At 75.9% G+C, this 23,561-nt stretch carries 21 protein-coding genes; 17 read left to right on the top strand and 4 right to left on the bottom strand.

Annotated elements, in window-relative coordinates:
- The first annotated feature begins 276 nt into the window (after nucleotides 1-276).
- Entirely contained in the window at nucleotides 277-1,110 is an 834-nt protein-coding gene (locus GY42_RS12970; protein WP_052748385.1) for a hypothetical protein, read from the top strand.
- Between the two features lie 66 nt (nucleotides 1,111-1,176).
- Here GY42_RS12970 and GY42_RS12965 read toward each other — a convergent pair whose 3' ends face one another.
- The 4 genes from GY42_RS12965 to GY42_RS12950 are packed head-to-tail and all read right to left on the bottom strand — an operon-like array spanning nucleotide 1,177 to nucleotide 4,305.
- Nucleotides 1,177-1,623, bottom strand: a complete 447-nt coding sequence (locus GY42_RS12965) for a YkvA family protein (RefSeq protein ID WP_046530959.1) — start codon at nucleotides 1,621-1,623, stop codon at nucleotides 1,177-1,179.
- A 37-nt stretch (nucleotides 1,624-1,660) separates the two neighbouring features.
- Nucleotides 1,661-2,416 (bottom strand): phosphotransferase, encoded by a 756-nt coding sequence (locus GY42_RS12960; RefSeq protein WP_046529648.1) that lies wholly within the window; start codon nucleotides 2,414-2,416, stop codon nucleotides 1,661-1,663.
- Between the two features lie 60 nt (nucleotides 2,417-2,476).
- Nucleotides 2,477-3,079: a response regulator transcription factor gene (locus GY42_RS12955; protein WP_046529647.1), complete on the bottom strand. Its 603-nt coding sequence runs from the start codon at nucleotides 3,077-3,079 to the stop codon at nucleotides 2,477-2,479.
- Nucleotides 3,076-4,305, bottom strand: coding sequence for a sensor histidine kinase (locus GY42_RS12950; protein WP_160309419.1), 1,230 nt, complete (start codon nucleotides 4,303-4,305; stop codon nucleotides 3,076-3,078). Before GY42_RS12950 ends, GY42_RS12955 begins: the two co-directional genes overlap by 4 nt.
- A 91-nt stretch (nucleotides 4,306-4,396) precedes the next feature.
- Here GY42_RS12950 and GY42_RS19145 point away from each other — a divergent pair, with 91 nt between their 5' ends.
- From GY42_RS19145 to GY42_RS12870, 16 genes are all read left to right on the top strand, one after another.
- Nucleotides 4,397-5,485, top strand: coding sequence for a serine hydrolase domain-containing protein (locus tag GY42_RS19145; RefSeq protein WP_046529646.1), 1,089 nt, complete (start codon nucleotides 4,397-4,399; stop codon nucleotides 5,483-5,485).
- Entirely contained in the window at nucleotides 5,482-5,847 is a 366-nt protein-coding gene (locus GY42_RS12940; protein WP_046529645.1) for a hypothetical protein, read from the top strand. Before GY42_RS19145 ends, GY42_RS12940 begins: the two co-directional genes overlap by 4 nt.
- Nucleotides 5,848-6,235: 388 nt before the next feature.
- Entirely contained in the window at nucleotides 6,236-8,110 is a 1,875-nt protein-coding gene (locus tag GY42_RS12935; RefSeq protein WP_152667320.1) for an ABC transporter ATP-binding protein, read from the top strand.
- Nucleotides 8,107-9,888: an ABC transporter ATP-binding protein gene (locus GY42_RS12930; protein ID WP_046529644.1), complete on the top strand. Its 1,782-nt coding sequence runs from the start codon at nucleotides 8,107-8,109 to the stop codon at nucleotides 9,886-9,888. The genes GY42_RS12935 and GY42_RS12930 overlap by 4 nt, the downstream gene beginning before the upstream one ends.
- A 309-nt stretch (nucleotides 9,889-10,197) precedes the next feature.
- Nucleotides 10,198-11,559, top strand: a complete 1,362-nt coding sequence (locus GY42_RS12925; RefSeq protein ID WP_046529643.1) for a condensation domain-containing protein — start codon at nucleotides 10,198-10,200, stop codon at nucleotides 11,557-11,559.
- Between the two features lie 46 nt (nucleotides 11,560-11,605).
- Complete coding sequence (locus GY42_RS12920) at nucleotides 11,606-12,082, top strand: hypothetical protein (protein WP_046529642.1); 477 nt, start codon at nucleotides 11,606-11,608, stop codon at nucleotides 12,080-12,082.
- A complete protein-coding gene (locus tag GY42_RS12915; RefSeq protein WP_046529641.1) occupies nucleotides 12,079-12,552 on the top strand; it encodes a GNAT family N-acetyltransferase in 474 nt (157 codons plus the stop codon). Before GY42_RS12920 ends, GY42_RS12915 begins: the two co-directional genes overlap by 4 nt.
- Complete coding sequence (locus tag GY42_RS12910; protein ID WP_046529640.1) at nucleotides 12,549-14,189, top strand: amino acid adenylation domain-containing protein; 1,641 nt, start codon at nucleotides 12,549-12,551, stop codon at nucleotides 14,187-14,189. The genes GY42_RS12915 and GY42_RS12910 overlap by 4 nt, the downstream gene beginning before the upstream one ends.
- Complete coding sequence (locus GY42_RS12905) at nucleotides 14,182-15,138, top strand: alpha/beta hydrolase fold domain-containing protein (RefSeq protein WP_201775277.1); 957 nt, start codon at nucleotides 14,182-14,184, stop codon at nucleotides 15,136-15,138. Before GY42_RS12910 ends, GY42_RS12905 begins: the two co-directional genes overlap by 8 nt.
- Nucleotides 15,135-15,848, top strand: coding sequence for a rhodanese-like domain-containing protein (locus tag GY42_RS18765; protein ID WP_082131538.1), 714 nt, complete (start codon nucleotides 15,135-15,137; stop codon nucleotides 15,846-15,848). Before GY42_RS12905 ends, GY42_RS18765 begins: the two co-directional genes overlap by 4 nt.
- A gap of 73 nt (nucleotides 15,849-15,921) precedes the next feature.
- The gene (locus GY42_RS12895; RefSeq protein ID WP_046529639.1) at nucleotides 15,922-17,175 is read left to right on the top strand and encodes an NAD(P)/FAD-dependent oxidoreductase; all 1,254 of its coding nucleotides are present in this window, start codon (nucleotides 15,922-15,924) and stop codon (nucleotides 17,173-17,175) included.
- Between the two features lie 94 nt (nucleotides 17,176-17,269).
- On the top strand, nucleotides 17,270-17,824 hold the full coding sequence (locus tag GY42_RS12890; RefSeq protein ID WP_046529638.1) for a DUF3291 domain-containing protein: 555 nt from the start codon (nucleotides 17,270-17,272) through the stop codon (nucleotides 17,822-17,824).
- 69 nt (nucleotides 17,825-17,893) lie between these two features.
- Nucleotides 17,894-19,861 (top strand): class I tRNA ligase family protein, encoded by a 1,968-nt coding sequence (locus GY42_RS12885; protein WP_201775276.1) that lies wholly within the window; start codon nucleotides 17,894-17,896, stop codon nucleotides 19,859-19,861.
- Entirely contained in the window at nucleotides 19,858-21,033 is a 1,176-nt protein-coding gene (locus GY42_RS12880) for an NAD(P)/FAD-dependent oxidoreductase (RefSeq protein WP_082131537.1), read from the top strand. The genes GY42_RS12885 and GY42_RS12880 overlap by 4 nt, the downstream gene beginning before the upstream one ends.
- Entirely contained in the window at nucleotides 21,012-22,313 is a 1,302-nt protein-coding gene (locus tag GY42_RS12875; protein ID WP_046529636.1) for a lysine N(6)-hydroxylase/L-ornithine N(5)-oxygenase family protein, read from the top strand. Before GY42_RS12880 ends, GY42_RS12875 begins: the two co-directional genes overlap by 22 nt.
- Nucleotides 22,313-23,503, top strand: a complete 1,191-nt coding sequence (locus tag GY42_RS12870) for a hypothetical protein (RefSeq protein WP_052748380.1) — start codon at nucleotides 22,313-22,315, stop codon at nucleotides 23,501-23,503. The genes GY42_RS12875 and GY42_RS12870 overlap by 1 nt, the downstream gene beginning before the upstream one ends.
- Nucleotides 23,504-23,561 lie beyond the last annotated feature (58 nt).

Genomic DNA, 23,561 nt, shown 5'->3' with positions numbered 1-23,561 from the left:
ACGACCCCGCGCGGTGGAGCTACTCCGCGATCGCGGACGCGCTGGGCTGCAGCCCGGAGCTCGTCGCCCTCGTCGTGCGTCGCTCCCGCTGACGGCGGTCCGGCCGGGCGTGTGCCGTCCTCCCGGGCGATCCCGGGACCTCGGACCCCTCAAGCCCGGCGCGGGCGTGTCCGATCCAGCGGGGTGGACGGCGTCGCGCCCGCTCGGGCGACGACCGCTTCACTCGGGGAGCGAGCTCTCCGGCCACCAGACACCAGCATGCACAGGGGAGCCCTCATGTCCGACACCTACGCACCGCCTCCGCCGCCGCCGAGCCCGCAGCCGGTCGCCCCCAAGGCAGGGAACGGCCTCGCGACCGCCGGCTTCGTGGTCGCGCTGCTCGGCTTCCTCGGGTCCTTCATCCCGGTGATCAACATCGGCGGCATCGTCCTGGGCGTCGTGGGAGCGGTCCTGGCGGTCGTGGGGCTGGTGAAGAGCAGGACGACGGGCTCGGGGAAGGGTCTCGCCATCGCCGGCCTCGTGCTCGGGGCGCTCGCCGTGGTCGTCGGGATCGTCGTCAACGTCGCGTTCGTCAGTGCGGTCGACGACGCGCTGAACGAGGCGACCGGCACCACCGTCGAGACTCCTGCGGCGACGACGGACGACACCGCCCCCGCCGCCGACGACGACGCGGACGAGGCTGCGCCCGCCGAGCTCGGGACGTCCCGCGACAACCCCGCCCCGCTCGGCTCGGCCGTCACGGGTGGTGACTGGACGGTGACGATCAGCTCGGTGACCCCGGTCGAGGCCGACTCCCTGGGGCAGACGGCCGCCCCGGGCTCGGCGCTGATCGCGGTCAACCTGACGGCCACGTACAACGGTGACGACCCCCAGGGCGCCACGTCCTGGGCGACCGTCAAGCTCGTCACGGCGGACGGCACGACGATCGACGGCCTCGACGGATCCACGGTGTTCATCTCCGAGAACCCGTTCGACTCGCTCTCGACGGTGTACGGGGGCGGGACCGTGACGGGGGACCAGCTGCTCGAGGTGCCCGCCGAGTGGCAGTCCGGTGTCCTCGCCGTCTCGCCCGACATCGCGTCGAACGACACCTTCGTGGCGGTGCAGTAGTCCGACCCACGTCCGGCACGCGGCGGTGGTCCCCAGGGGCCACCGCCGCGCAGCTCGGCTCCGAGGTCAGGGGCCCGAGCCGGCCGGCGCGCTCGCCCCGTCGCCACGCCGACGTGACCGGGCGATCCTGAGCACCGCCTCGCAGCCCTCGGACGTCCCCGGCCAGTGGGCGCGGATCGGGCCCTCGCCGGCCACGCGCAGCACGCTGCGCAGGACCCACACGACGACGATGACGTCGTCGGCGTAGCCCAGGACGGGCACGACGTCGGGGATGAGGTCGAGCGGGAACGCCAGGTAGGCGACGAGCAGGCCCAGGCGGACACGGAGGGACCGCGGCAGCGTCCTGTCCCGGGCCAGGCGCGCGACGAGCCGCAGCAGGTCGGGCAGGAGCCGCAGCGCCTCGGTGAGCGTGCGACCGCCGGGCCGGCCGACGAGCAGCGCCACGACCAGCGCGAGCCACGCGACCAGCAGACCGGCCAGCACGCCGAGCGCGACCTGCCAGGCCTCGCTCACCTGGCCCCGCCCGTCGACACCCGCGCCCGGTCGCACGTCACGCGCGACCCGCCGCCACCCGCTCCGCGTCGCGCCGGTACATCGCGGCGTGCTCCAGCAGCTGCGGGCGCCCGGTGGCGCGCGCGTGCGCGTCCGTCCAGTCCGCGAGGTCGTGCAGCCGCACCACCATCGTCCCCAGCACGGCGTCGACCGTCGGGGCGGCGTCCGTGCCGTAGGCGGCGAGCAGGTCCGTGAGGCGCTCGGCGGGCGTGGCGTCGTCGGGCGCGGGGGTGTCCTCGCACCAGCCGCACAGCCGGTACGCGAGGTACGCGAGGTCCCACGCGCGCGGGCCGGGGGAGGCCATGTCGACGTCGATCAGGCCGATCAACTCGGTGCCGTCGAACACCATGTTGTACGGCGCGACGTCGTTGAGGCACACCACCTCGGCGGGGGTGTGCGCGGGGGAGCGCCAGACGGCGCCCGCGAGGTCGAACCCGACCGTCGCGTCGTGCACGGCGCGCAGCGTCGCGCCCGCCTGCGCGCGGGTGCGGGCGTCCCACAGCCACGCCGGTGCGGGCCACCCGACGACGTCGCCGGGCACCCAGCCCAGGACCTCGCGGCCCGCGTCGTCCACGCCGAGCGGCGCGGGGACGCACGTGACGCCGTGCGCCCGCACCCACGCGAGCAGCGCGTGCACGGTCGGCGTCCACGGTCCGGCCGAGCGTCGGACGGTGTCACCGACCCGCACGACCGCGTTGACGTTGCCGCCGTCGAGGGTCTGCCCGGTGACGTCCTGCGTGCCTGCGCGTGCCATGACGCGATCGTCCCACCCCGGCCCTGCGGGCCGCCGCGGCGTCGGGCCTCGGGCCTCGGGTCAGATCCAGCCCCGGTCCCACGCGACGGCCGCCGCGGTGTGCCCCGAGTCCGCGTGCAGCTTCGCGATCGCGGACGACGTGTGGTTGCGCACGGTGCCGGGCGCGAGTCCCAGCTCGCGCGCGATCTTCTTGGACGGCAGGCCCGCGCGGATCAGCCGCAGCACGTCGACCTCGCGAGGCGTCAGCGGGCTCTCCGCCTCGGTGAGCGCCGCGGCCGCGAGCTGCGCGTCGACGTACCGCTGGCCGGCGGCCACGAGCCGGATGATGCGCGCGAGCTCCGCGGCCGGCGTCGACTTGGGCACGAACCCGCGCACCCCGGCGGCCAGGGCCCGCCTGAGCGCACCGGGCCGCGCGTGCCGCGTCACGATCACGACGGGCGTGGCCACGCGCCGCCGCAGCCGGTCCGCGACCTCGATGCCGTCGAGCCCGGGCATCTCGAGGTCGAGCAGCGCGACGTCCGGCGCCAGGGCCACGACCTCGGCGAGCGCGGCCTCGCCGTCGGCGACGTCGGCGACGACCTCGATGTCCGGCTCGAGCCCCAGCAGCGCCGTGAGGGCGCCGCGCAGCAGCTCCTCGTCGTCGGCGAGCAGGACGCGGATCACGACGCACCCGCCGTGCGTCGCGCCGGCCGGCCGACGGGCCGCGGCGGCACCGTCACCACGAGCGTGAACGCGTCGTCGTCGCGGTGCGTCTCGACCGTGCCGCGCTGCGTCGCGAGCCGTTCCCGCAGCCCCACGAGCCCCGTGCCGGGCTCGCCCGCGGGGTCCGGGCGGTCGTTGGTCACGGTCAGGCGGTACCCGCCGCCCTGGTCCTGCACGAGCACGATCGTGGCCTCGTGCGCCGCGCTGTGCCGCAGCACGTTGGTCGCGGCCTCGCGGACGGCCACGGCCAGCACGCCGCCGACGTCCGCGGGCAGGCCGGGTGCGTCGACGTGCGTCGCGCAGCGGATGCCCGCCGAGCCGAGCACCGCCGCCGCGTTGCGCACCTCGGCGTCGACGGTGACGGTCCGGTACCCGTGCACGACCGCGCGGGTGTCCTCGATGGCGGTGCGCGCCGCCTCCCGGATGTCGGCGAGCTCGCGCGCGGCGTCGGCCGGGCGGTCGGGGAGCAGCCGCTCGGCCAGCTCGCTCTTGAGCGCGATGACGTGCAGGTGGTGCCCCTGCACGTCGTGCAGGTCGGTCGCGAACCGCAGGCGCTCGCGGGCCACCGCGAGCTCGTCGGCGAGGCGTCGCGCGTCGTCGAGCCGGACGACGACCTGCAGGACCCACACGATGCTCAGCGGCATCACGACGAACAGCGCGACGACGCTGACGACGATCGCGGTCCCCAGCGCGCCGTCGACCTGCCCCGCCGCCGGGGCGTCCCGCGACGCGGCCTCCGACAGCACCCCGCCGAGACCGATCACCACGCACGTGCCGATCAGCACGGCGAGCCGACGTCGCCCGTGCACGACGCACGCCGCCGCACCGCCCGCGTACGCGACGAGGAACGCCCACCCCCACCCCGCGAACGGCGGGACGAGCGCGACGCCCCACGTCGCGCAGGCCAGCACGACCGTGAGCACCACGGTCGTCACGAGCGTGCGCGACGGCGCGTCGCCCGCCGCGACCTCGACCGTCCCGCCGATCGCCGCGAACGCCAGCACGAGGCACAGCACCGTCGTGACCACCAGGGTGATCGAGCGGGCGTCCACCGGGGCGTCGACCGCGAGCAGCAGCGGCATGAGCCCCGCGACCACGACGGCGACGCCCAACGACGCGGCCGTCAGACCGCGCACGGCCCGCAGGTCGGGCGTCACCGGTGCCCCCGGCGGCCGAGGTCGGCTCACGTCGCGGAGCGTAGCAACCGGGACAGATGTCACGGTCGCCGGTGACATCACGGCACTTCTGGCGCCGCGCGCCCGCCGCTGGGATGGGTGCATGACCAGGAACACGACGCTCCCGCGGGTGGTCGCGGCGGTGACGGCGGCCGCCGTGCTGACCGTCGGCCTCACGACCCTCCCGCCGTCCCCGCACCTGCAGCCGCACACGAGCGGCGACGCCGCACTGGCGCGCGCGGTCGAGCGGACGGCCCGCGACCAGGGCGCCCTCGACCGCGTCGCCCTCGCCTACGTCGACCTCGCGGACGGCCCCGACGGCACCGTCACGACCGGCTTCGGCGCGGACGACACCACCGAGTTCGAGATCGGCTCGCTCACCAAGACGTTCACGGGCAACCTCCTGCAGGTCGCGGTCGAGCGCGGCGAGGTGACGCCCGACCAGACCCTCGGCGGCGTCCTGACCGAGCTGGCCGGCACGCCCGCCGGGGGCGTGACCCTCGAGACGCTGTCGAACCACACGTCGGGCCTGCCCGGTGCGCCCGTCGAGATGCTGCCGTCGCTGTACGTCGCCGTCACGACCAACCGCGACCCCTACGAGGCGTCGCTCGACGAGCTGCTGGCGATGGCCGGACGGCAGGAGCTCGTCTCGCCCGGGCGCTACGTGTACTCGAACCTCGGCATGTCGCTGCTGGGGCACGCCCTCGCGCGCGTCGCCGGCACCACGTACGTCGACCTGCTGCAGGACCGGATGCTCGACCCGTTGGGCATGACGCGCACCCGGGTCGTGCTGGAGGACGCCGACCTCGACGACCCGACCAGCGGGTGGTCCGCGTCCGGTGTCGCGCAGCAGCCGTGGTCGCTCGCGGCGTTCGCGCCCGCGGGCGGCATCCGCTCGACGGTCGGCGACATGGCCCGGTACGTGCGCGCGCTGCTCGACGGCACCGCCCCCGGCGCCGCGGCGATGGACCCGCACCTGGAGGGCGAGCTCGGTGCCGTCGCGTACGCGTGGCTCGTGCTCGAGCAGGACGACGCCCCGACGCTCACGCTCCACAACGGCCAGACCGGCGGCTTCGCGTCCTACCTGGCCCTCGACCGCGCGGGCGGCCGCGGTGCCGTCGTGCTGTCGAACACCGCCTCCCAGCTGCCCGACGTCGCCGTGGGCCTCGTCGAGAACGGATACGACCGATGACCGCCACGACCTCCCTGACCGTCGCCCTCGCGCTCGTCGCGTTCGCCGCGCTGTACGGCGCCCGGGCCTGGGGGCCCGAGCGCCTGCGTCTGAAGGACCGCACGGGTGCGGTCGCCGAGAGCGTCGGGCTGCTCACGCTGTTCGTGCTGTCGCGGACGTTCGTCGGCTGGGCGGGGGTGCCGGTGCTGCTGTGGGTCGCGGCCGTCGCGCTCGCGGCCGTCGGCGCCGCCGGTGCCGTGCTGCGGTGGGGGAGCGTGCCCGGGTGGCGGCCCCGCCGCCGGGCGTGGTTCCGCGTGCTGCGGCTCGGCGGGGCCGCGCTCGCGTGCGGCACGGTGCTCGTCCTCGGGGCCGCGGCGTTCTGACGCCGGTGCGGCCGGGCGCCGGGGCACGGGCGTCCGGTCGCCGGGCCCACCGGGACGACGCGGCACGCGTGGCGTCGTCCGGGAACGCGGGCGGCGCGCTGGACGTGCGTCCGTTTTCTCCGCAGGGCGGCGACTCCCGACGCGGCGGCGAGGAAATGCGGCCGCTGCTCGTCGTGCGCCGGGAGGGTCGTATCGGCTCCTGAGCAGGAATGTCGTGCGCGGCGCACGGCGACGGGTCGGGGCGCGCGGTTGTCAACGACGACCGCCCGAGGGTGAGTCAGGCCTTGACTCGCGGCCCGTGGTCGTCTTTCCGCCGGTGCTCGACATTCGAGACGAGGACGAAAGATGGTTGACGCCGCCCCTGTGGACGCTGCCAGGATCACCGATCGTGACGCATGGGGGAGCGGGGCGCCTGCCGGATCTGGTGCGCGAGCGGGTGCACCGCCGCCGCGCGGCCGCACGTCAGATGCTCGAGCTCGTGCCGTACGCCGGCGCCGGGCTCGTGGCCGGCACGCTCGCCGTGCACGTCGTGGCGGGCGTCGCACCCGTGGTCTTCCTCGTCGGCACCGCGCTCGCGCTGCCCCAGGTCGTCTCGGGCGCGCTGCCGCCCGCGCTCTGGGTCGCCATCGCCGCCTTCCTGCTGCAGCAGGTGCTGGCCCCGCTCCAGCTCGTGCTGTCGCGCGAGATCGCGCGCCGCGTCGACGCCGCGTGCATCGAGCGCCTCACGCGCTTCACCCTCGACGAGGCGACGCTGGCCGGCCTCGAGCGGCCCGACGTGGCCGACCGCCTCACGCAGGTCGACGAGGCCTTCGAGCAGTGGACCTGGACGCCTGGGACCGCGCTCGAGGGCGGGCTCGCGCTCACCGCGCGCTACGTGCAGCTCGGTGGTGCCGTCGTGCTGCTCGGCTGGGCGGCGGGTCCCTGGGCGGCGCTCGCGGGCGCCGTCGCGGCCCTCGTCGCCCGTCAGGGGCAGGCCGAGGCGTTCCACCGCTGGGGCGCGCTGTGGGAGTCCTTCCAGCCGGCCCGTCGCCGCGTCGCGTACGTGCGCGAGCTCGCGACCAGCACGCGCGCGGCCAAGGAGATCCGCACCCTGGGGCTCGTCGGCTGGTTGCAGGACCGGTTCGCGACGGAGACCCGGAGCTGGCTGGAGCCGCTGTGGACGTGGCGCCGCCGCGTGTACGGCGCGCCGTTCGTCGGGCACGCGATCGCGGCCCTGCTGGGCTCGGCGGTCGCGCTGCTCCTCGTCGTCGACGGCGGCACCGACGGCGCGTCGCGGCTCGTGGCGGTCAGCGTCGCGGTCCAGGCCGTGGTGCTGTGCGCCCGCTTCGGCGTCATGTTCCCCGAGTCGGACATCAAGCTGGTCTACGGGAGGGCCGCGTACACGGCTCTGCAGGAGCTCGAGGCGACCATCCGCGAGCAGGCGGGCGCGACCGCCGACCGGGTCGAGGCGCCCGCCCCCGCGCGCGACGTCACGTTCTCCGGCGTCACGTTCTCCTACCGGCCGGGCCGGCCCGTGCTCGACGGGGTCGACCTCACCCTCCCCGTCGGCACCTCGACGGCCCTCATCGGCGTCAACGGCGCCGGGAAGTCCACGCTCGTCAAGGTCCTCGCCGGGATCTACGCGCCCGACGGCGGGTCGGTCACGGTCGACGGCGTCGACCTGGCGACGTTCGAGCCGCGCAGCTGGCAGCGGCACTTCGCCGTGACGTTCCAGGACTTCCTGCGCTACGAGCTCGACCTCCGCGACAACGTCGCGATGGGAGCGATCTCACACCGGGACGACGACGAGGGCGTCGTCGCCGCGCTCGCGCAGGTCGGGCTCGGGGGCCTGCTCGACGAGCTGCCGCTGGGGCTCGACTCGCCCCTGACGCGCGCCGTCGAGGGCGGTCGTGAGCTGTCCGGCGGGCAGTGGCAGCGCATCGCGCTCGCGCGGGCGCTGTTCGCCGTCCGCCACGGGGCGTCGGTGCTCGTCCTCGACGAGCCCACGTCGCAGCTCGACGCGCGGGGCGAGGCGGAGTTCTACGACACGTTCCTCGAGCTCACGCGCGGCGTGACCAGCCTGGTCATCTCGCACCGGTTCTCGACCGTCCGCAACGCGGACCGCATCGTCGTCCTCGACGGCGGCGGCATCACCGAGGCCGGCACGCACGACGAGCTGGTCGCCGCGGGCGGCGTGTACGCGCAGATGTTCGACGTGCAGGCGCGGCGGTTCGCCGACGACGGCGCCCCGCACGTCCCCGACCTCAAGGGGGCCACGCTGTGAGGGACGTGCTGTTCTGCCTGCGTCGGCTCTTCGCGATCGCGTGGGCGCTCGACCGGCGCCGCTTCGCCACGGGCGCGACGCTGCTGCTGCTGGGCGCGGTCGCGACGCCCGTCGTCGGCCTCGCGGCCGGCGGCGTGGTCGACGGCGTCGACGCGGGCGCCCCGCGCAGCGCCACCGCGTGGGGTGTCACGCTCGCCGTCGCGCTCGCGGGCGAGCTGATGCTCGCGCACTTCGCGCACCTCTACTACTTCGAGCTCGCGGAGCTCACCGAGGAGCGTCTCAACCGCGACCTCGTGCGCCTCGTCAACGGATCCGCCCACCTCGACCGCAGCGACGACCCCGCGCACGCCGACCGCGTCGACCTGCTCCGGCAGGACGTGCTGCAGATGCGGGAGACCGTCCAGTCGGGCCTGCAGCTCGGTGCGACGGCCGTGCAGGTGCTGCTGACCGCCGCGGTGCTCGTGACGCTCTCGCCGTGGTTCCTGCTGCTCATCGCCGCCGCCGTGGTGCCCGTCGTCGCGGGGCGGCGCGCGGAGACGCAGTTCCAGGAGACCCGCGAGGCGCAGTCGACGACCACCCGCGGCGTGCGGCACCTGCGCCGACTGGCCACGAGCCCCGGGTCGCAGAAGGAGATCCGGCTCTCGGGCGGTGGCGACTACCTGCTGCGGCGGCAGCGGGACCTGCTCGGCGGCTACCGGTCCGCCATGGCCCGTGCGGACCGGCGGTACGCGCTGCGACGAGGGCTCGGACAGCTCGCGTTCGGCGTCGCCTACGTGGGGGCCGTCGTGTGGGCGTTCGAGCTCGTGCGGCAGGGGCGTGCCAGCGCCGGCGACGTCGTGCTGACGGTGGTGCTCGCGACGCAGCTCGCGACCCAGATGGCGACGGGCATCGAGCTGCTCGGCACCGTGCACCGCGCCGCTGCGGGCCTGCGGCGCTTCGCGGCGCTGGAGGCCGAGCAGACGGCGGAGGCCCTGCCCACGGCGGGCCTGCCGCCCGCCGCCGCGACCGACCGCGGCCTGCGGCTCGAGGGGCTGCGCTTCCGCTACCCGGGTGCCGACGAGGACACCCTGCGCGGCATCGACCTCGACCTGCCGGGAGGTACCTCCGTCGCCGTCGTCGGCGAGAACGGTGCGGGCAAGAGCACGCTGCTCAAGCTGCTGACGGGCCTCTACCCGCCCACCGGTGGGCGGATCCTCGTGGGCGGCACCGACCTCGCGGAGGTCGCGCCCGACGCCTGGCGCGAGCGCACCGCCGCGTTGCACCAGGACTTCGCTCGCGTCGAGCTCGGGCTGCGCGAGAGCGTGGGCATCGGCCACCTGCCGGCCGGGTTCGCGCACGAGGCGGTCGGGGCCGCGCTCGACCGTGCGCGCGCCGACGGCCTGGGGGAGCAGGTCGGGCTCGACGGCGTGCTCGGCACGGGCTACGCGGACGGGCGTGACCTGTCCGGCGGGCAGTGGCAGGCGGTCGGGTTCGCGCGGACGCTCATGCGTCCGGACCCGCTCCTGCTGGTCCTGGACGAGCCCGGGTCGGCGCTCGACGCGCTCGCGGAGCAGCGGCTCGTCGACGCGTACCAGGAGACGGCCCGCGAGGTCGCGGCCACCGTCGGCGGCGTCACCGTGTTCGTCACGCACCGGCTGTCGACCGTGCAGCTCGCCGACCACATCGTCGTCCTCGAGGGCGGTCGGGTGGTCGAGCAGGGCACCCACGGCCAGCTCCTGGTCGCGGGCGGGCGCTACGCGGACCTGTGGGGGCTCCAGGCGCGCGCGTACGCGCGCTGACGGCGCCTCGCGGCCGCCCGCGACGCTCGGGCCCGCCCTTTTCCTTCGGTGAGGGCGGGCTTCGGCGCGCCATTTTTATCGCCCGAACAATCGTGTCAAAGAAGAGTGCCAGCACTGTTGACAACGGCGATCGTGCTCCTGCTAGCGTCATTTTTGCGACACAGGGGGTCGCCGTGTCAGGGGGAATTGCGTGATGGTGCGTGAAGAAGAGAAATGCTCGTCGTGCCCGGGGTTCGCGTCGCGTGCCCCGCGCCGAGGTGGCGCGTCGGACGCCGGCGCCCGGCCGCACGAGGCCGCGGGCGGTGGACGATGGAGCTGACCTCGACGGCCGAGCGCCGCTCGACCCGCAGCGTCACGTTCACGGGCGCCGGCGAGCGCACGGGTGCGATGACCTGGGGCCAGGCCTCCATCTACTCGTCGATCCGCTGGCTCGGTGACGACGCCTCGTACTTCAACCTCGTGCGGGTGGTCGACGTCCCCGCCGGGGTCGACGAGGGCACGGTCCTCGGCGCCGTCCAGCGCCTGCTCGTGCGGCACGAAGGGCTCCGCAGCCTGTTCCACGAGACGCCGGAGGGCTGGACGCAGCACGTCCGCCCGCAGGGCGAGCTCACGGTGCACGTCGCCGACGCGGACGGTGCGGCCGACACGGCCGCCGCCCGCGCGTTCGCGTCCGAGCTCGCCGGCCACACGTTCTGTCACGACGTCGAGCTGCCCCTGAGCGTGGGGGTGCTGCGCGACCACGGGCGTGCCACGCACGTCGTGGTCGCGGCCTCCCACCTCGCGGTCGACGGGTGGGCCGCCGACCTGGTGGCGCAGGACCTGCGGCGGCTCCTGGCCGGCGAGGTCGCCGACGCACCGACCTGGCAGCCCCTCGACCAGGCCGCGCACGAGGCCGGCGAGGCCGGTGCCGCGCGCGGAGAGGCCGCGCTCGCGTACTGGCGCCGGACCCTCGCGGCCGCGCCCCGTCCGTTGTTCCCGCCGGCCGACCCCGCACCCGCGCCGGGGCGCTTCGTCCGCCTCGCGCTCGAGTCGCGTGCGCTCGCCGTCGCGGCGACCCTCGTCTCGACCCGCTGCGCCGTGAGCACCGGCACGGTCCTGCTCGCGGCGGCCTCGGTCGTCCTCGGGCGGCTCGTCGGGCAGGACCGCGTGGTCCTCCAGCTGATCGCCAGCAACCGCCTCGACGAGCGCAGCCGCAGCCTCGTGGCGCCGCTCGCCGAGAACGCGCTGTTCGCGATCGACGTCTCGGGGGCCGACGCGCCGGGCGGGTTCGCCACGACGGCGCGCCGCGCCTTCGCGTCGGGTCTCAACGCGTACCGCCACGCGCAGTACGACCCGCGCGCGCGGGACGAGCTCGTCGCGCAGGAGCGTGCGCGCGACGCGGACCTCGACCTCGGCTGCTTCTTCAACGACATGCGGATCGGGCGGGACTGGGGCGTGGACGTCCACGCGTACCCCGACGTGGACGCGGTCCGGGCGCTGCGCGACGGCACGCGCGTGCGGCACGTCGGCTCGTGGGACCGGCAGGACGCCACGTGCTTCGTCGGCGTCGACGACGCGGACGGCGCGTGCGTGCTGTACCTCATGGCGGACACGGCGCTCGTGCCCGAGACGCGCGTCGAGGCGCTGCTGCGCGAGATGGAGTCCGTCGTGGTCGAGGCGGTCGCACCGTGAGGGCCGCCGCGCACGACCGCGTCGACCGCGTCGCCCGGAGGCGGCGGTGAACCCGCTCGCCTACGCGCCGCGCCTCGTGCGGACGCTCCCACCGGTGCGCGTCCACGGACGCGTGCTCAAGGCGTACGCGATGTTCGCCCGTCCCGCCGAGCGCGACCGCCTGCCGAGCCCCGCGTGGCTCGAGGAGCAGGCGGCCACGGTGCTCGAGGGCCCCGCGGGGCCGGGCGACCACGAGGCCGGCTTCCTCATCCTGCACGCGGGCATGGAGCGGGACTACCTGCTGGTCAGCCAGTGGTACGACGCCGACATGCTCAAGCACTGGGTGCGGGGCGTCGAGGTGGACGCCGAGGGCCGCACGACGCTCGTGCCGCTCGAGCAGCGCCAGCTGGTCGCGTGCGTGTGGGAGCTCGAGGTCGTCGCGTTCGAGCGGGACGCCTGGGTCACGACCGTGATGCTGCGGGGCCGGCTGGACCGCGAGACGCTCGACGACTACCTCGCGACGACGTTCGAGGGGTGGGTGTGAGCGGCGCGCTCGCGGTCGTGCCGCTGCCGACGGACCGGCTCGACGAGCTGCTGGAGCTGTGCCGCGAGCACGCCGCGTACGAGCGGGCCGAGTTCCGCGAGGACGGTCAGGTGGACCGCTGGCGGGCCGCGCTGGACGCGGACGTGCCGGCGCTGCACGCGTGGGCCGCGCTCGACGGGGACCGGATGTGCGGGTTCATGACGGCGACGACCGACTTCGCCACGTGGAGCGCCCGGCGGTTCGCGTACCTGGACTGCCTGTACCTGCGGGCCGAGCACCGCGGGCGCGGGTTCGGGCGCATGTTCTTCGACCGGCTCGTCGCGTTCGCGCACGAGCAGGGGTGCGGGTGGCTGGAGTGGCAGACGCCGGTGGACAACGCCACGGGCATCGGGTTCTACGAGCACCTCGGCGCCCGGTCGCGCGCCAAGCAGCGGTTCACCTACGAGGTCGAGGGGCGTGAGGCACGGTGACGACGAGCGAGCTGCAGGAGCCGCTGGCCCCGTGGTCGGTGGACGCGGACGACCGCGCGTGCACGGCCCCGCCGCTCGGCGACCTGGTGCGGGTGGCGGCGGCGCGTTGGCCCACCCGCACGGCCGTGGACGACGGCACCGTGAGCCTCACCTTCGGTGCGTTCGAGGAGCGGGCCCAGACGCTCGCGCGGCGCCGGGCGGCGGGAGGTGTGCGCGCGGGGGACCGGGTCGTGGTGCTGACGGAGAAGAGCGCGCTCGTGCCGGTGGTCGCCGTCGCCGCGTGGAAGTGCGGCGCCGTCTACGTGCCGCTGGACGGCACGGCACCGCCCGAGCGGCTGCGTCGGATGCTCGCGCGCCTCGCCGCACGCGCCGTCGTCGCGCTCGACGACCGTCCGGCCCTCGTCGACGACGTCCCGTGGACGGGTCGTCGTGCGCTCGACGCGCTGCTCGACGGCCCCGCGCGCACCTGGCGCACGGTGCCCCACCGGCCCGACGACAGCGCCTACGTGATCTTCACGTCGGGCTCGACCGGCGAGCCCAAGGGCGTGGACGTCACGGTCGCGAACCTCACGGCGTACTTCGCGGCGCACAACGAGGTGCTGCGGTTCACGCCGGCGTCGCGCGTGCTCAGCCTGTCGCCGTTCCACTTCGACGTGTCCGTCGAGGACACGCTGCTGCCGCTCTCGCTCGGCGCGTACGTCCACCAGTTCCGGGGCGTGCCCGCCGGTCCGATGCTGCGCGGCGCGATCCGCCGGCAGCGCATCACGCACCTCATCGCGGTGTCGACCCTGCTCACGATCATCACGCAGGACGGGCGCCAGGTGACGCGCGAGACGTTCCCGGACCTCGAGATGGTCATGACGGGGGCGGAGGTGTGCGACCCGAAGGTCATCAACTTGTGGAAGACGCGCCTGCCCGGCACGCGCGTGCTGAACGTCTACGGGCCCACCGAGGCGACCATCGTGTGCCTCGCCTACGAGGTCCGCGACGTCGATCCCGACCGGGTGGGCTCCTACCCGATCGGCGCGCCGCTCAGGGGCGTCGAGGTCCGGCTCGTCGACGACGCGGGCGCACCGGTCGGCCCGGGCGAGGTCGGGGAGCTCTGGGTGGGCGGCCCCCAGGTGATGCGCGGGTACGTCGACCAGCCCGACGAGACCGCGCGCCGCGTGGTCGTGGTCGACGGCGTCCGCTACTACCGGACCGGCGACCTGTGCAGCTACGACGACGACGGCCAGCTCGTGTTCCGCGGCCGCGACGACGACGAGGTGAAGCTCGCCGGCCGCCGGATCCACCTCGGCGAGATCCGCGAGACCGCGCTCAGCTGCCCCGCGGTCGAGCGCGCGGCCGTCGCCGTGGTGCCGCGCGACGGGCACGACGTCATCGCGCTGCTCGTCGTGGCGCCCGACCCGGACGTGCTCGACGTCGTCGAGGCGCGCCTCGACGAGCTGCTGCCCACGTACATGCGCCCCACGCTGCTGGGCTGGTCGCCGTCGCTCGCGGTCGCGTCGACCGGCAAGACCGACGAGAAGGACCTCGTGCGACGCCTCGCGGACGCCGCCGCGGGGACCGCCCGGACCCGGTTCCTGCTGGGCGCGGCGGACGCAGCGCCCGTGGCGGACGGAGCGGTCCGTGCGTGAGGGGGCCGTGGCGGCGCTCGACGCCGACTTCGCCCGCCTCGCGGTCGCGCGGGCGCTCATGGTCGGCCCCGTCCGCCCCGACCGGCCGCTGGTCGAGGACCGGCGGGTGGCCGAGCGGTGGGTCGCACGGTTCGGCGCGGGACCGGCGGGCGCCGAGGTGCGGGGCGAGCGCACGTCGGCCGGCTCGCTCGTCGTGCGGCCGTCGGGCGCCGCCGGGGCCCGGGACGACGTGCGGGTGGTCTACCTGCACGGCGGGGGGATGGTCTACTACTCGACCGCGGTCTTCGCGCCGTTCCTGCAGGTCCTCGCGGACGAGGTCGGGGCGCCGGTCGAGTGCTTCGACTACGCGAAGGCCCCCGAGCACGCGGTCGGGGAGTCGGTGGACGACCTCGCGCGGCGCGTGCGGGAGCGCTGCCACGCGCTCGCGCCGCGTCGTCTGCTCCTGCTGGGCGACAGCGTCGGCGGGCTGCTGGGGCTCCACCTGGCCCTGCGCGTGTGCCCGGGCGCCTTCGAGCGCGTCGGGCTGCTCTACCCCGTGCTCGACCTGCACGGCGAGCGCGGCTCGTACGACGAGTTCGGCGAGGGGTACTTCCTCGACCGCGACCGGATGCGCCTGTTCCGCGGACTGCTGCGCCCGGCGCTCGCCGAGCGCGACCTGGACCCGATGCACCTCACCGACGCCGACCTCGCGCGGCTGGGCTCGCCGCTGGTCGTGACCGCCGGGTGCGACGTGCTGCGCGACGAGGGGCACGCGTGGGTCGACGGGCTGCGCGCGCGCGGCGTCGCCGTCGAGCACCAGGTGTTCCCCGCGCTGCCGCACGACTTCTGCCTCTACGCGCCGCGGCTGCCGGCCGCTCGCGACGCGGTCCGGTCGATCGCGACCGGACTCACCCGCACGCTCCGGACCCCCGCGGGGGACGGGGGCACGACACCTGGGAGGACGACATGACCACCGCACTGCACGACACCGTGAGGGACAAGGTCGCCGGCTACCTCGAGGCGGCCCTCGGCCGCCCCGTCGACGTCGCGGCCGTCCCCGAGAGCACCGCCCTGAGCGAGCTCGGGCTCGACTCGCTCCTGACCATCAGCGTCATCGTCAGCCTGCTCGACGACGCCGGGGTCGACATGTTCGAGCACTCCGACTCGCTCGTCACGCCCAGCACCCTCGCCGACCTCTACGCCCTCGCCGCACGATTCCACCAGGGAGACGACACCGTGACCACCAGCACCGCCACGACGACCGACGAGCTGCGCGACCAGCAGGCGCACTACAGCGCCAAGCTCGCCTACGAGATGGACTCCTTCGACCTCGCGCAGGCCCTCGAGGACGGCCAGGACGTGGTCGTCGTCGACGGGCGGAGCGCCGCCGCGTACGAGGCCGAGCACATCCGCGGCGCCGTCAGCATCCCGCACCGCTCGATGTCCGCCGACTCGCTGGCCGACCTCTCGCGCGAGCCGCTGTACGTCGCGTACTGCGACGGCATCGGCTGCAACGCGTCCACCAAGGCGGCCCTCAAGCTCTCGACCGCCGGGTTCCGCGTCCGTGAGCTCATCGGCGGTCTCGACTGGTGGAAGCGCGACGGCCACCCGACCGAGGGCTCGTCCGTCGCGTGCCGCGTCGACGCGAGCCACTCCTCGTCGTGCGGGTGCGAGGGATGAGCCCCGCCGACCGCCCGCGCCGGAGCGGTCCGCGTGCGTGCGGGCACCGTCGCCGTGCCCGGAGGTGGGGGCGGTGACCGGCCCGCGGGACGTCGTGTGCGACGTCCTCGTCGTGGGCGGGAGCCTCGCCGGCTGCGCGACCGCGATCCGGCTCGCCGCGGCGGGCCACGACGTCGTCGTGGTCGACAAGCGGTCGCTCGACGACGGCCACTACAAGCAGCTCTGCACGCACTTCCTGCAGCCGCACGCCGTGCCGCTGCTCGACACGCTGGGCCTGTCGGAGCTGCGGGGGCGGCCGCACGCCGTGCCGACGAAGGCGGTCTTCGTCACGGTCGGCGGCGTCGTCGACTCTCCGGGGCCGGGCTACGACCCGGCCCGGCCGGACTCGTACGCGCTGAACGTCGAGCGGCGCGTGCTCGACCCGGCGCTGCGGCGCCGCGCGCACGAGGTCGGTGCCCGGTTCCTCGACGGCACCGCGCTCGAGGGCCTGGTGCGTGACGACGAGGGGTGGTCGGTCGAGCTCCGGGACGCCGCGGGCCCGCGGCGGGCGCGCGCTCGCCTCGTCGTGGCGGCGGACGGTCGCCGGTCGCGCGTCGCCGGCCTGCTCGGCAACGACGCGGTGGTCCGGCCCAACGAGCGGGCGGCGGTGTTCGGGTACTTCCGGGGGATCCCGGCGCCCGACCAGGACCGGTCGGTCTTCGTCCGGAAGGACGGCGACCTCGCCTGCGTGTACCCGCTGGTCGGCGGTCGCACCGAGCTCGTGCTGTTCTCGCACCCGTCGCGCGTGCAGGGATGGCGCGGGGACGGTCACGGCGGTGAGCTCGTGCGGTACTTCGCCGCGCTCGACGCCGCCCCCGACATGACGCACGCGACGCTCGACTCGCCGGTGCTGGGCTACACCGACTACCCCAACCAGGTGCGCCGTCCCGTCGTGGACGGCGTGCCGTTCGTGGGCGACGCGGTCGTGTCGCTCGACGCGATGAGCGGGACGGGCTGCGGGTTCTCCCTGCTGTCCGCCGACCTGCTGGCGAGTGCGCTCGCGGGCCGGTCGTGGGACCCGGACGACGTCGCGGCGGGGCTCGCGCTGTACGCGTCGCGGCACGACGCGCAGATCGTGCCGCACGTCGACGGGATCTGCGCGGACTCGCTGGTCGGCCGGGGCGAGGAGTCGGAGCGACGGACCTTCGGGACCGTGTGCGCCGACCCGGGCCTGAGCGCCGACTACCTGCGGCTCACGGGTCGCATGACCGCCCCCGCCGAGTTCCAGGCCGCGTTCATGCGCGCCGTGCTGTCCGCGCGGCGCCGCCCCGCGGCGACGCCCGCGTGACGAGCCCGCGGGGGTTTCCCCGCAGGTCCGACGCCCGGACCGACGCCCGGACCGACCACCTGCCACCGTCCCCGACGCCGAAGGAGAGAGGCCGATGCCCCGTGTCGCCTTCACGACGTTCGCGATCCTGAAGAGGCCCTACGGCGACCCCGTGGTGCAGGGGTTCGACGACCTGACGCCGCCGACGTTCGCGCAGGCCGAGGGCAGCCCGGGCTTCGTCGCCCGCGCCAAGGAGAGCCCCGACCAGAGCCACCTGACCAACTTCTCGCGCGACTGGGGGGAGTGGGGTCGGTTCGAGGTGCCGCGCTTCTACACCGGGGGGCGCACCGACGACACCGACAGCCGTGCGTCGACGCTGTCGCTGTGGACCGACCTCGAGTCCGTCTTCGCGTTCGTGTACTCCGGCACGCACCGCACCGCCCTCGCGCAGCGGCACGCGTGGTTCCTCAAGCCCGAGTGGCCGACCTACGCCGTGTGGTGGGTCGGCGACGACGAGATCCCGACGTGGGCCGACGCGTGCGCCCGCCTCGAGCACCTCCACGAGCACGGGCCCACGCCGTCCGCGTTCACGCTGCGCACCGCGTTCGCCGCCGACGGCACGCCCGTGCGGGTCCGCGGCCTCGCCGAGAGCCGCAGCACCGGCGCCTGACGCCGCACCTCCCGTCCCACCTCCCAAGGAGCGAGCCGAGTGTTCACCCGCGCGTTCGACCGATCGGCCATGAGCTGGTCCTACGAGATGCACCTGCAGCCCCTGCTGTCGGCCGAGGACGTGCCTGGCGTCCCCTTCGGCTCCGTCTTCGGCAGCGTGCCGCCCCGCACGGTGTCCAAGCGGCACGCGCACCAGGACGGGGAGATGTTCCTCGTGCTCGCGGGGCGTGCGACCGTCCTGGTGGGGGACGAGGTCACCGAGCTGGCGCCCGGCGGCACGGTGCTCATCCCGCCGTTCCACGCCCACGAGATCCGCAACGACGGCGACGAGCCGTTCGACCTCGTCTCCGTCTACTGGGAGCACATCCCGAGCGCGGTCGACGCGCTCGCCCAGCGCCCCCCGGCGACGCGCGCCGCTGACCGGACGCTCGTGTTCTGCCCGCCGCCCACGCCCAACGGCGGGCTCCACCTGGGGCACCTCGCGGGACCGTACGTCCGTGCCGACGTGCTCGTGCGCGCCCTGCGGAGCCAGGGCCGCGACGCGCGTCTCGTCACCGGCACCGACGACCACCAGTCGTACGTCGCGACCGCCGCGCGCCGGCGGGGCGCCGCGCCGGCGGACGTCGCGCGCGAGGCCGGCGACGCCGTCGTCGCGACGCTCGCGCGGGCGGAGGTCGGCGTCGACCGTCTCACGCGGCCGCTGACCGACCCCGGGCACCACGACCGCACGCGCGCGCTGCTGGACCGGGTCGCGGCGTCGCCGTCGGTCACGGTCCAGGAGCGGCCCACCGCCGCGTGCGACGCGTGCGGCACGTCGCTGCACCAGGCGTTCGCCCGCGGCCGCTGCGCGCACTGCGACGCGTCGAGCGACGGGGAGATCTGCGAGGCGTGCGGGCGCCCGGGCGAGGCGCGCGACCTGCGGGACGTGCGCTGCGTCGGGTGCGGGGCGCCCGCGACGTCGCGCGTCGAGCGCGGGCTGTGGATCGACCTCGCGGCGCACGGCGACGAGCTGCGGCGCTACCTGCGCACCGTGCACGCGTCGCCCGACCTCGCACGCCTCGTCGAGCGGCTCCTCGACGAGGGGCTGGAGCCGTACCGGCTGACGCGCACGAGCGACTGGGGCGTGCCGCTCGGCGACGGTCAGGTCGTCGACCCGTGGGTCGACCTCGCCCTGACGTACCTGGAGGCCGCGCGCTCGGAGGTCGAGGCGGGCGGCGAGGCCGAGCGCGTGCTGCTGCTCGGCTACGACAACAGCTACTACTACGCGGTCCTGCTGCCGGCGCTCGCGTTCGCGGCGGGTCTGGGCGACCACCTGCCGACCGCGTTCGTCACCAACCAGTTCCTGCACCTCGGCGACGAGAAGTTCTCGACGAGCCGCGGGCACGCCGTGTGGGCGGACGACGCGCTGCGCGACGCCGGGGCCGACGCGGTGCGCGTCGCTCTCCTGCGGGACGCGCCCGAGGGGCGCGTCACGCGGATCGACGAGGACCGCGCGGCGCGGCTCGCCGACGACCCGCTGCACCGTGCGCTGCGCGACTGGCTGCGCGGCTTCGCCGACGTCGGCCCGTCGGGCGTCGTCCCCGGCACGGGGGCGTGGACGGACGCGCACCGCGAGCTGTACCGGTTCCTCGACCTCGCGACGCAGCAGCTCGACGGCCTGCTGCTGCCCGCGTCGTTCAGCGCGCGCGGCTACGTCCGGCTGCTGGAGTCGGTCGTCGCGCGCTGCGTCGAGTTCCGCGCCACCGAGGTCCTCGCGCGCGACGTCGCGGCCCTGGCCGAGGAGTCGCGCACGAGCCTGGCGCTGGAGTACCTCGCGGCGAAGGTGGTGGCGGCGCTCGCGTGGCCCGTCGCGCCCGTGACGGCGCAGCGCGTGTGGGACTGGCTGGGCCTCGCGGGCGAGCCGACGCGCGAGACCGGCTGGACCTTCCTGCCGTCCGGCACCCGGTGCAGCGCGCCCGCCCCGGTGCTCGACGACGCGCCGGTGGTCGACGCCGCCGTGCCCGTCCCCGACGCCGTGCCCGTGGGCTCGCCCGCATGAGCGGGCACGCGGCGGCCGCCGCCGTCGACCTCGTGGTCGTCGGGGCGGGGATCGTCGGCGCGGCGGTGGCGGCGCACGCGGCCGAGCGGGGCGCGGACGTCGTGGTGCTCGACCGCTCGACGGTCGTCGCGGCCGGTGCCACGGGCAGGTCCGGGGGCATGGTGCGCGCGTACGACCCCGACCCCGCGACCGCCGAGCTGGCGGCCGCGAGCCTCGCGGCGTACCGCGACCCCGCGCGCTGGCCGGGCGGCGCGTCGCCCCTGCGGCCGGTCGGCGCCGTGACCGTCGTCGACCCGGCCCACGAGGGCGCGCTGCGCGCGGCCGTGCCGCAGCTGCGGGAGCGGTCCGGCGCGGCGGCGCACGTCGTGTCGGGCCGCGACGAGGTCGCGGGCCTGCGGCTGGCGGGCGGGGTCGCGCTCGTCGAGCCCGACGCGGGGTGGGTGGACCCCGTCGAGGTCACGACGCTGTGGCTGCGCCGCGCGGTGGCGGCGGGCGCGCGGGTCCGTCGGGGCGTGCGCGTCGTCGGCGTCGAGGACGTCGGCGACCGTGCGCGCGTGCGCACCGACGGCGGCCACGTCCTCGCGCGGGACGTCGTGCTCGCCGTCGGGCCGTGGGGGCCGCGGTCGGTCGAGGGCGTCCGCACGGCCGCGCCCGTCCGCGCCCGGTCGATCCAGGTGAGCGTCGTCGACGGCCGGCCGCCGGGGCCCGACCACGCGACGCTGCTCGACCTGCGGACCGGCGTCTACGCCCGGCCGTACGGCCCGGGGCGCACGCTCATCGGGATGCCGCACGTCGTGTGGGACTCCGCGGTGGACGCGCCGCCCGATCCCGACCACGCGCGCGCCACGTTCGCGGCGCTCACCGCGCACCTGCCCTGGCTCCCCACCGCCCACGTCACGACGACCGTGCGGTCGGCCGACGCCTACGTCGTGGCCACCGCCGCCGACGCACCGGTCGCGCTCCTGTCGGCCACGGGCGTGCCACGCGTGCACGCCGTCCGCGGCTGGGACGGCGGCGGCGTCAAGGTCGCGCCCGAGGCGGGACGCCGCATCGCCGACGCCGTGCTCGCCGGGCACGGCGCCGGACCGCTCCGCCGAGGGGCCGCCCCGGCGGCCGCGGCACCCGTCACCACCTCGACCCAGGGAGAACCGTGGCTCACCTTCACGACGTGATCGGCATCGGCTACGGCCCTGCCAACATCGCCCTCGCCGTCGCCCTCGAGGAGGAGGCGTACGACCTCGACGTCCGCTACCTCGAGGCGCGGCCCTCGCCGTCGTGGCAGGCGGCCATGATGCTCGACGGCTCGGACATCCAGAACCACCCCGTGCGGGACCTCGTGTCGCTGCGCAACCCGCGCAGCCGGTACACGTTCGTCAACTACCTGTTCGAGAACGGGCGCCTGCTGGAGCACCTCAACGTCCCGCAGGAGTTCCCGCTGCGCAAGGAGTACGCCCGGTACGTGAGCTGGGTGGCCGAGCAGGTCCCCGCGACCGTCGACTACGGCGTGCGGGTCGTCGCGGTGGCGCGCGCGCAGGACCCGGGTGGTGAGCCGTGCTACCGCGTGACCACGTCGCGCGGCGACGAGCTGCTCGCGCGCTCCCTCGTGGTGGGCACGGGTCGCACGCCCTACGTCCCCGAGCCGTTCGACGGCGTGCGGTCGCCGCGCGTGTTCCACCTGACCGACTACCTGCCGGCGCTGCGCCGGGTCGAGGAGCTCGTCGCCGACGGGGGCACGGCCGCCGCGCCGCGGTCGGTGACCGTCGTGGGCGGCAGCCAGAGCGCGGTCGAGCTGACGCTCGACGTCGCGCGCCGCTACCCGCACGCGCAGGTCACCACGCTCGTCCGGTCGCTGACCCTGCGCCAGAAGGACACGAGCCCCTTCAGCGAGGAGGGGTACTTCCCGGAGTTCACGGAGTACTACTACCGCGCGCCGCGCGCCCGCAAGCGTGAGATCGACGCGTTCATGCGCCTGACGAACTACTCGTCGGCCGACGGCGACGTGCTGCGCGAGCTGTACCGGCTCGTCCACGAGCAGCGCCTGGACGGCGAGCAGCGGGTGTTCGTGCGCGGCAGCCGCCAGGTGCGTGCGGTCGAGGCGCACGACGACGGCGTCGTGCTCCGCGTCGAGGAGCTCAACACGGGTGAGGTCGAGGAGCTGCGGACCGACGTCGTGGTCCTGGCGACCGGGTTCCGCGACCTCGGGCCCGGTCCGCACCAGGAGCGGGTGCCCGCCCTGGTGCGCGACGTCGCGGACGCCTTCCGGTTCGACGCGGACGGCTACCTCGAGGTGGAGCCGCACTACGAGGTGCGGACGACCGACCCCGCGACGCCGCCCGTGTTCCTCAACGGGCTGTGCGAGTCCACGCACGGCATCGGCGACGCCGGGTCGTTCAGCCTGCTGTCGCTGCGGGCCAGGGCGATCTCCGAGAACCTGTGGAAGCGGCTGGCCTAGTGGGAGCCCGTCGCGCCGTCGGCGCCCCCGGTGCACCGCCGCACGAGAGCGCGCCCGCGCGCACGCGTGCGTCCGGCGACGACGTGCGGACGGTCGCCCGGCACGTCGTCGGCGGGGTCCTCGGGGCGGGCGTGCTCGTGGTGCCGCCGGTGGTCGCGACCCTCGCCGGCGGTGCCGACCTGCTGCTCTGGGCGGGCCACGTGCTGCTGGGCGGCACCGTGGGCGTGCTGCTCGGCGTGCACGCGGCGCGCACCGGCCGGCGTCCGCTGCCGGTCTCCGCGGTGGTCGGCGCGACGTGGGGGGAGGGCGCCCGCCGGTGCGTCGACGTCACCTACGCGGTCGCCTTCGCGGCGGGCCAGGCTGCGATCGTGTGGTTCGCGGTCGTCGGGGTCCGTGCCGCCGTCCCGGTGAGCTCGGGTCCGTTCCCGGCGGTGGCGCCGCTCGCGCTGCTCGCCGCTGCGGCCGCCGTCGCGGCGAGCCCCGTGCGGGTCCCGCTCGCGCTGCTGCGGGTCCGCCCGTGGGTCGCCGGCGCCCTCGCCGCGGCGTGGGGTGCGATCGGGTGGCCCGACCCCGGTGCGGGCGGCGCGTTCGCGCCCGACGGCGTCACCGGGGCGGGTGCGCTGTGGCTCGCGGGCGCGGCGCTGCTGTTCGCCGGGATCGGGTGGGAGGGCGTGACGCGCGCGGGAGGACCGGCCGGACCCCCGGCCCGCGACACGGCGCGGGGCGTCGTCGTGGCCGCGGTCGCCGTCGGAGCCGTGTACCTCGCGCTCGCCGCCGTCGGGCGCACCCGGCCGCTGGCCGGCACCGGCGCCGACCTGCCGTCGGTGCACGCGGCGGTGGCCGCGGCGTCGGCGCTCGTCCTCACGTCCTACGTCGTCACGAACCTGCGGACCGCGGCGTCGATCGCGGCGCGCGTGCGCGCGGTCCCGGCGGCAGGCCGCGGACCCGCGCGCGGCCTGGTGGTGGCGGTCGCGGCGCTCTCGGGCGTGCTCGTCGTCCTCGGGGACCGTGACGGGGCCGTGCCCCTGCTCCTGCTGGGTCCCGCCGCGGCCGCGACCGTGGCCTACGCGCTCGCCGCCGCCGCGGCGGCCCGCGACGGCGGTCGCGCCGCCCGCTGGGCCGGCGGTGCGGTCGTCGTCCTGCTCGTCACCGCCACCGCGTGCGCGGCACCCGCCCTGCGCGCCGTCTGACCGTCCCGCACCGCACCGCACCGCATCCGTCCCGCACCGCACCGCACCGAGCATCCAG

Origin of the sequence: Cellulomonas sp. FA1 (assembly GCF_000986825.1) — a bacterium.
GTDB classification, from domain to species: Bacteria; Actinomycetota; Actinomycetes; order Actinomycetales; family Cellulomonadaceae; genus Cellulomonas; species Cellulomonas iranensis.
The sequence above is the reverse complement of the archived record's forward strand: the minus strand, read 5'-3'. Positions and strand labels throughout refer to the sequence as shown.

Excerpts from the sequence above, each read along its gene's own strand:
- GY42_RS12970 (WP_052748385.1), top strand. The coding sequence starts at position 277 with ATGTCCGACACCTACGCACCGCCTCCGCCGCCGCCGAGCCCGCAGCCG.
- GY42_RS12960 (WP_046529648.1), bottom strand. The coding sequence starts at position 2,416 with ATGGCACGCGCAGGCACGCAGGACGTCACCGGGCAGACCCTCGACGGC.
- GY42_RS19145 (WP_046529646.1), top strand. The coding sequence starts at position 4,397 with ATGACCAGGAACACGACGCTCCCGCGGGTGGTCGCGGCGGTGACGGCG.
- GY42_RS12940 (WP_046529645.1), top strand. The coding sequence starts at position 5,482 with ATGACCGCCACGACCTCCCTGACCGTCGCCCTCGCGCTCGTCGCGTTC.
- GY42_RS12925 (WP_046529643.1), top strand. The coding sequence starts at position 10,198 with ATGGAGCTGACCTCGACGGCCGAGCGCCGCTCGACCCGCAGCGTCACG.
- GY42_RS18765 (WP_082131538.1), top strand. The coding sequence starts at position 15,135 with ATGACCACCGCACTGCACGACACCGTGAGGGACAAGGTCGCCGGCTAC.
- GY42_RS12890 (WP_046529638.1), top strand. The coding sequence starts at position 17,270 with ATGCCCCGTGTCGCCTTCACGACGTTCGCGATCCTGAAGAGGCCCTAC.
- GY42_RS12885 (WP_201775276.1), top strand. The coding sequence starts at position 17,894 with ATGAGCTGGTCCTACGAGATGCACCTGCAGCCCCTGCTGTCGGCCGAG.
- GY42_RS12880 (WP_082131537.1), top strand. The coding sequence starts at position 19,858 with ATGAGCGGGCACGCGGCGGCCGCCGCCGTCGACCTCGTGGTCGTCGGG.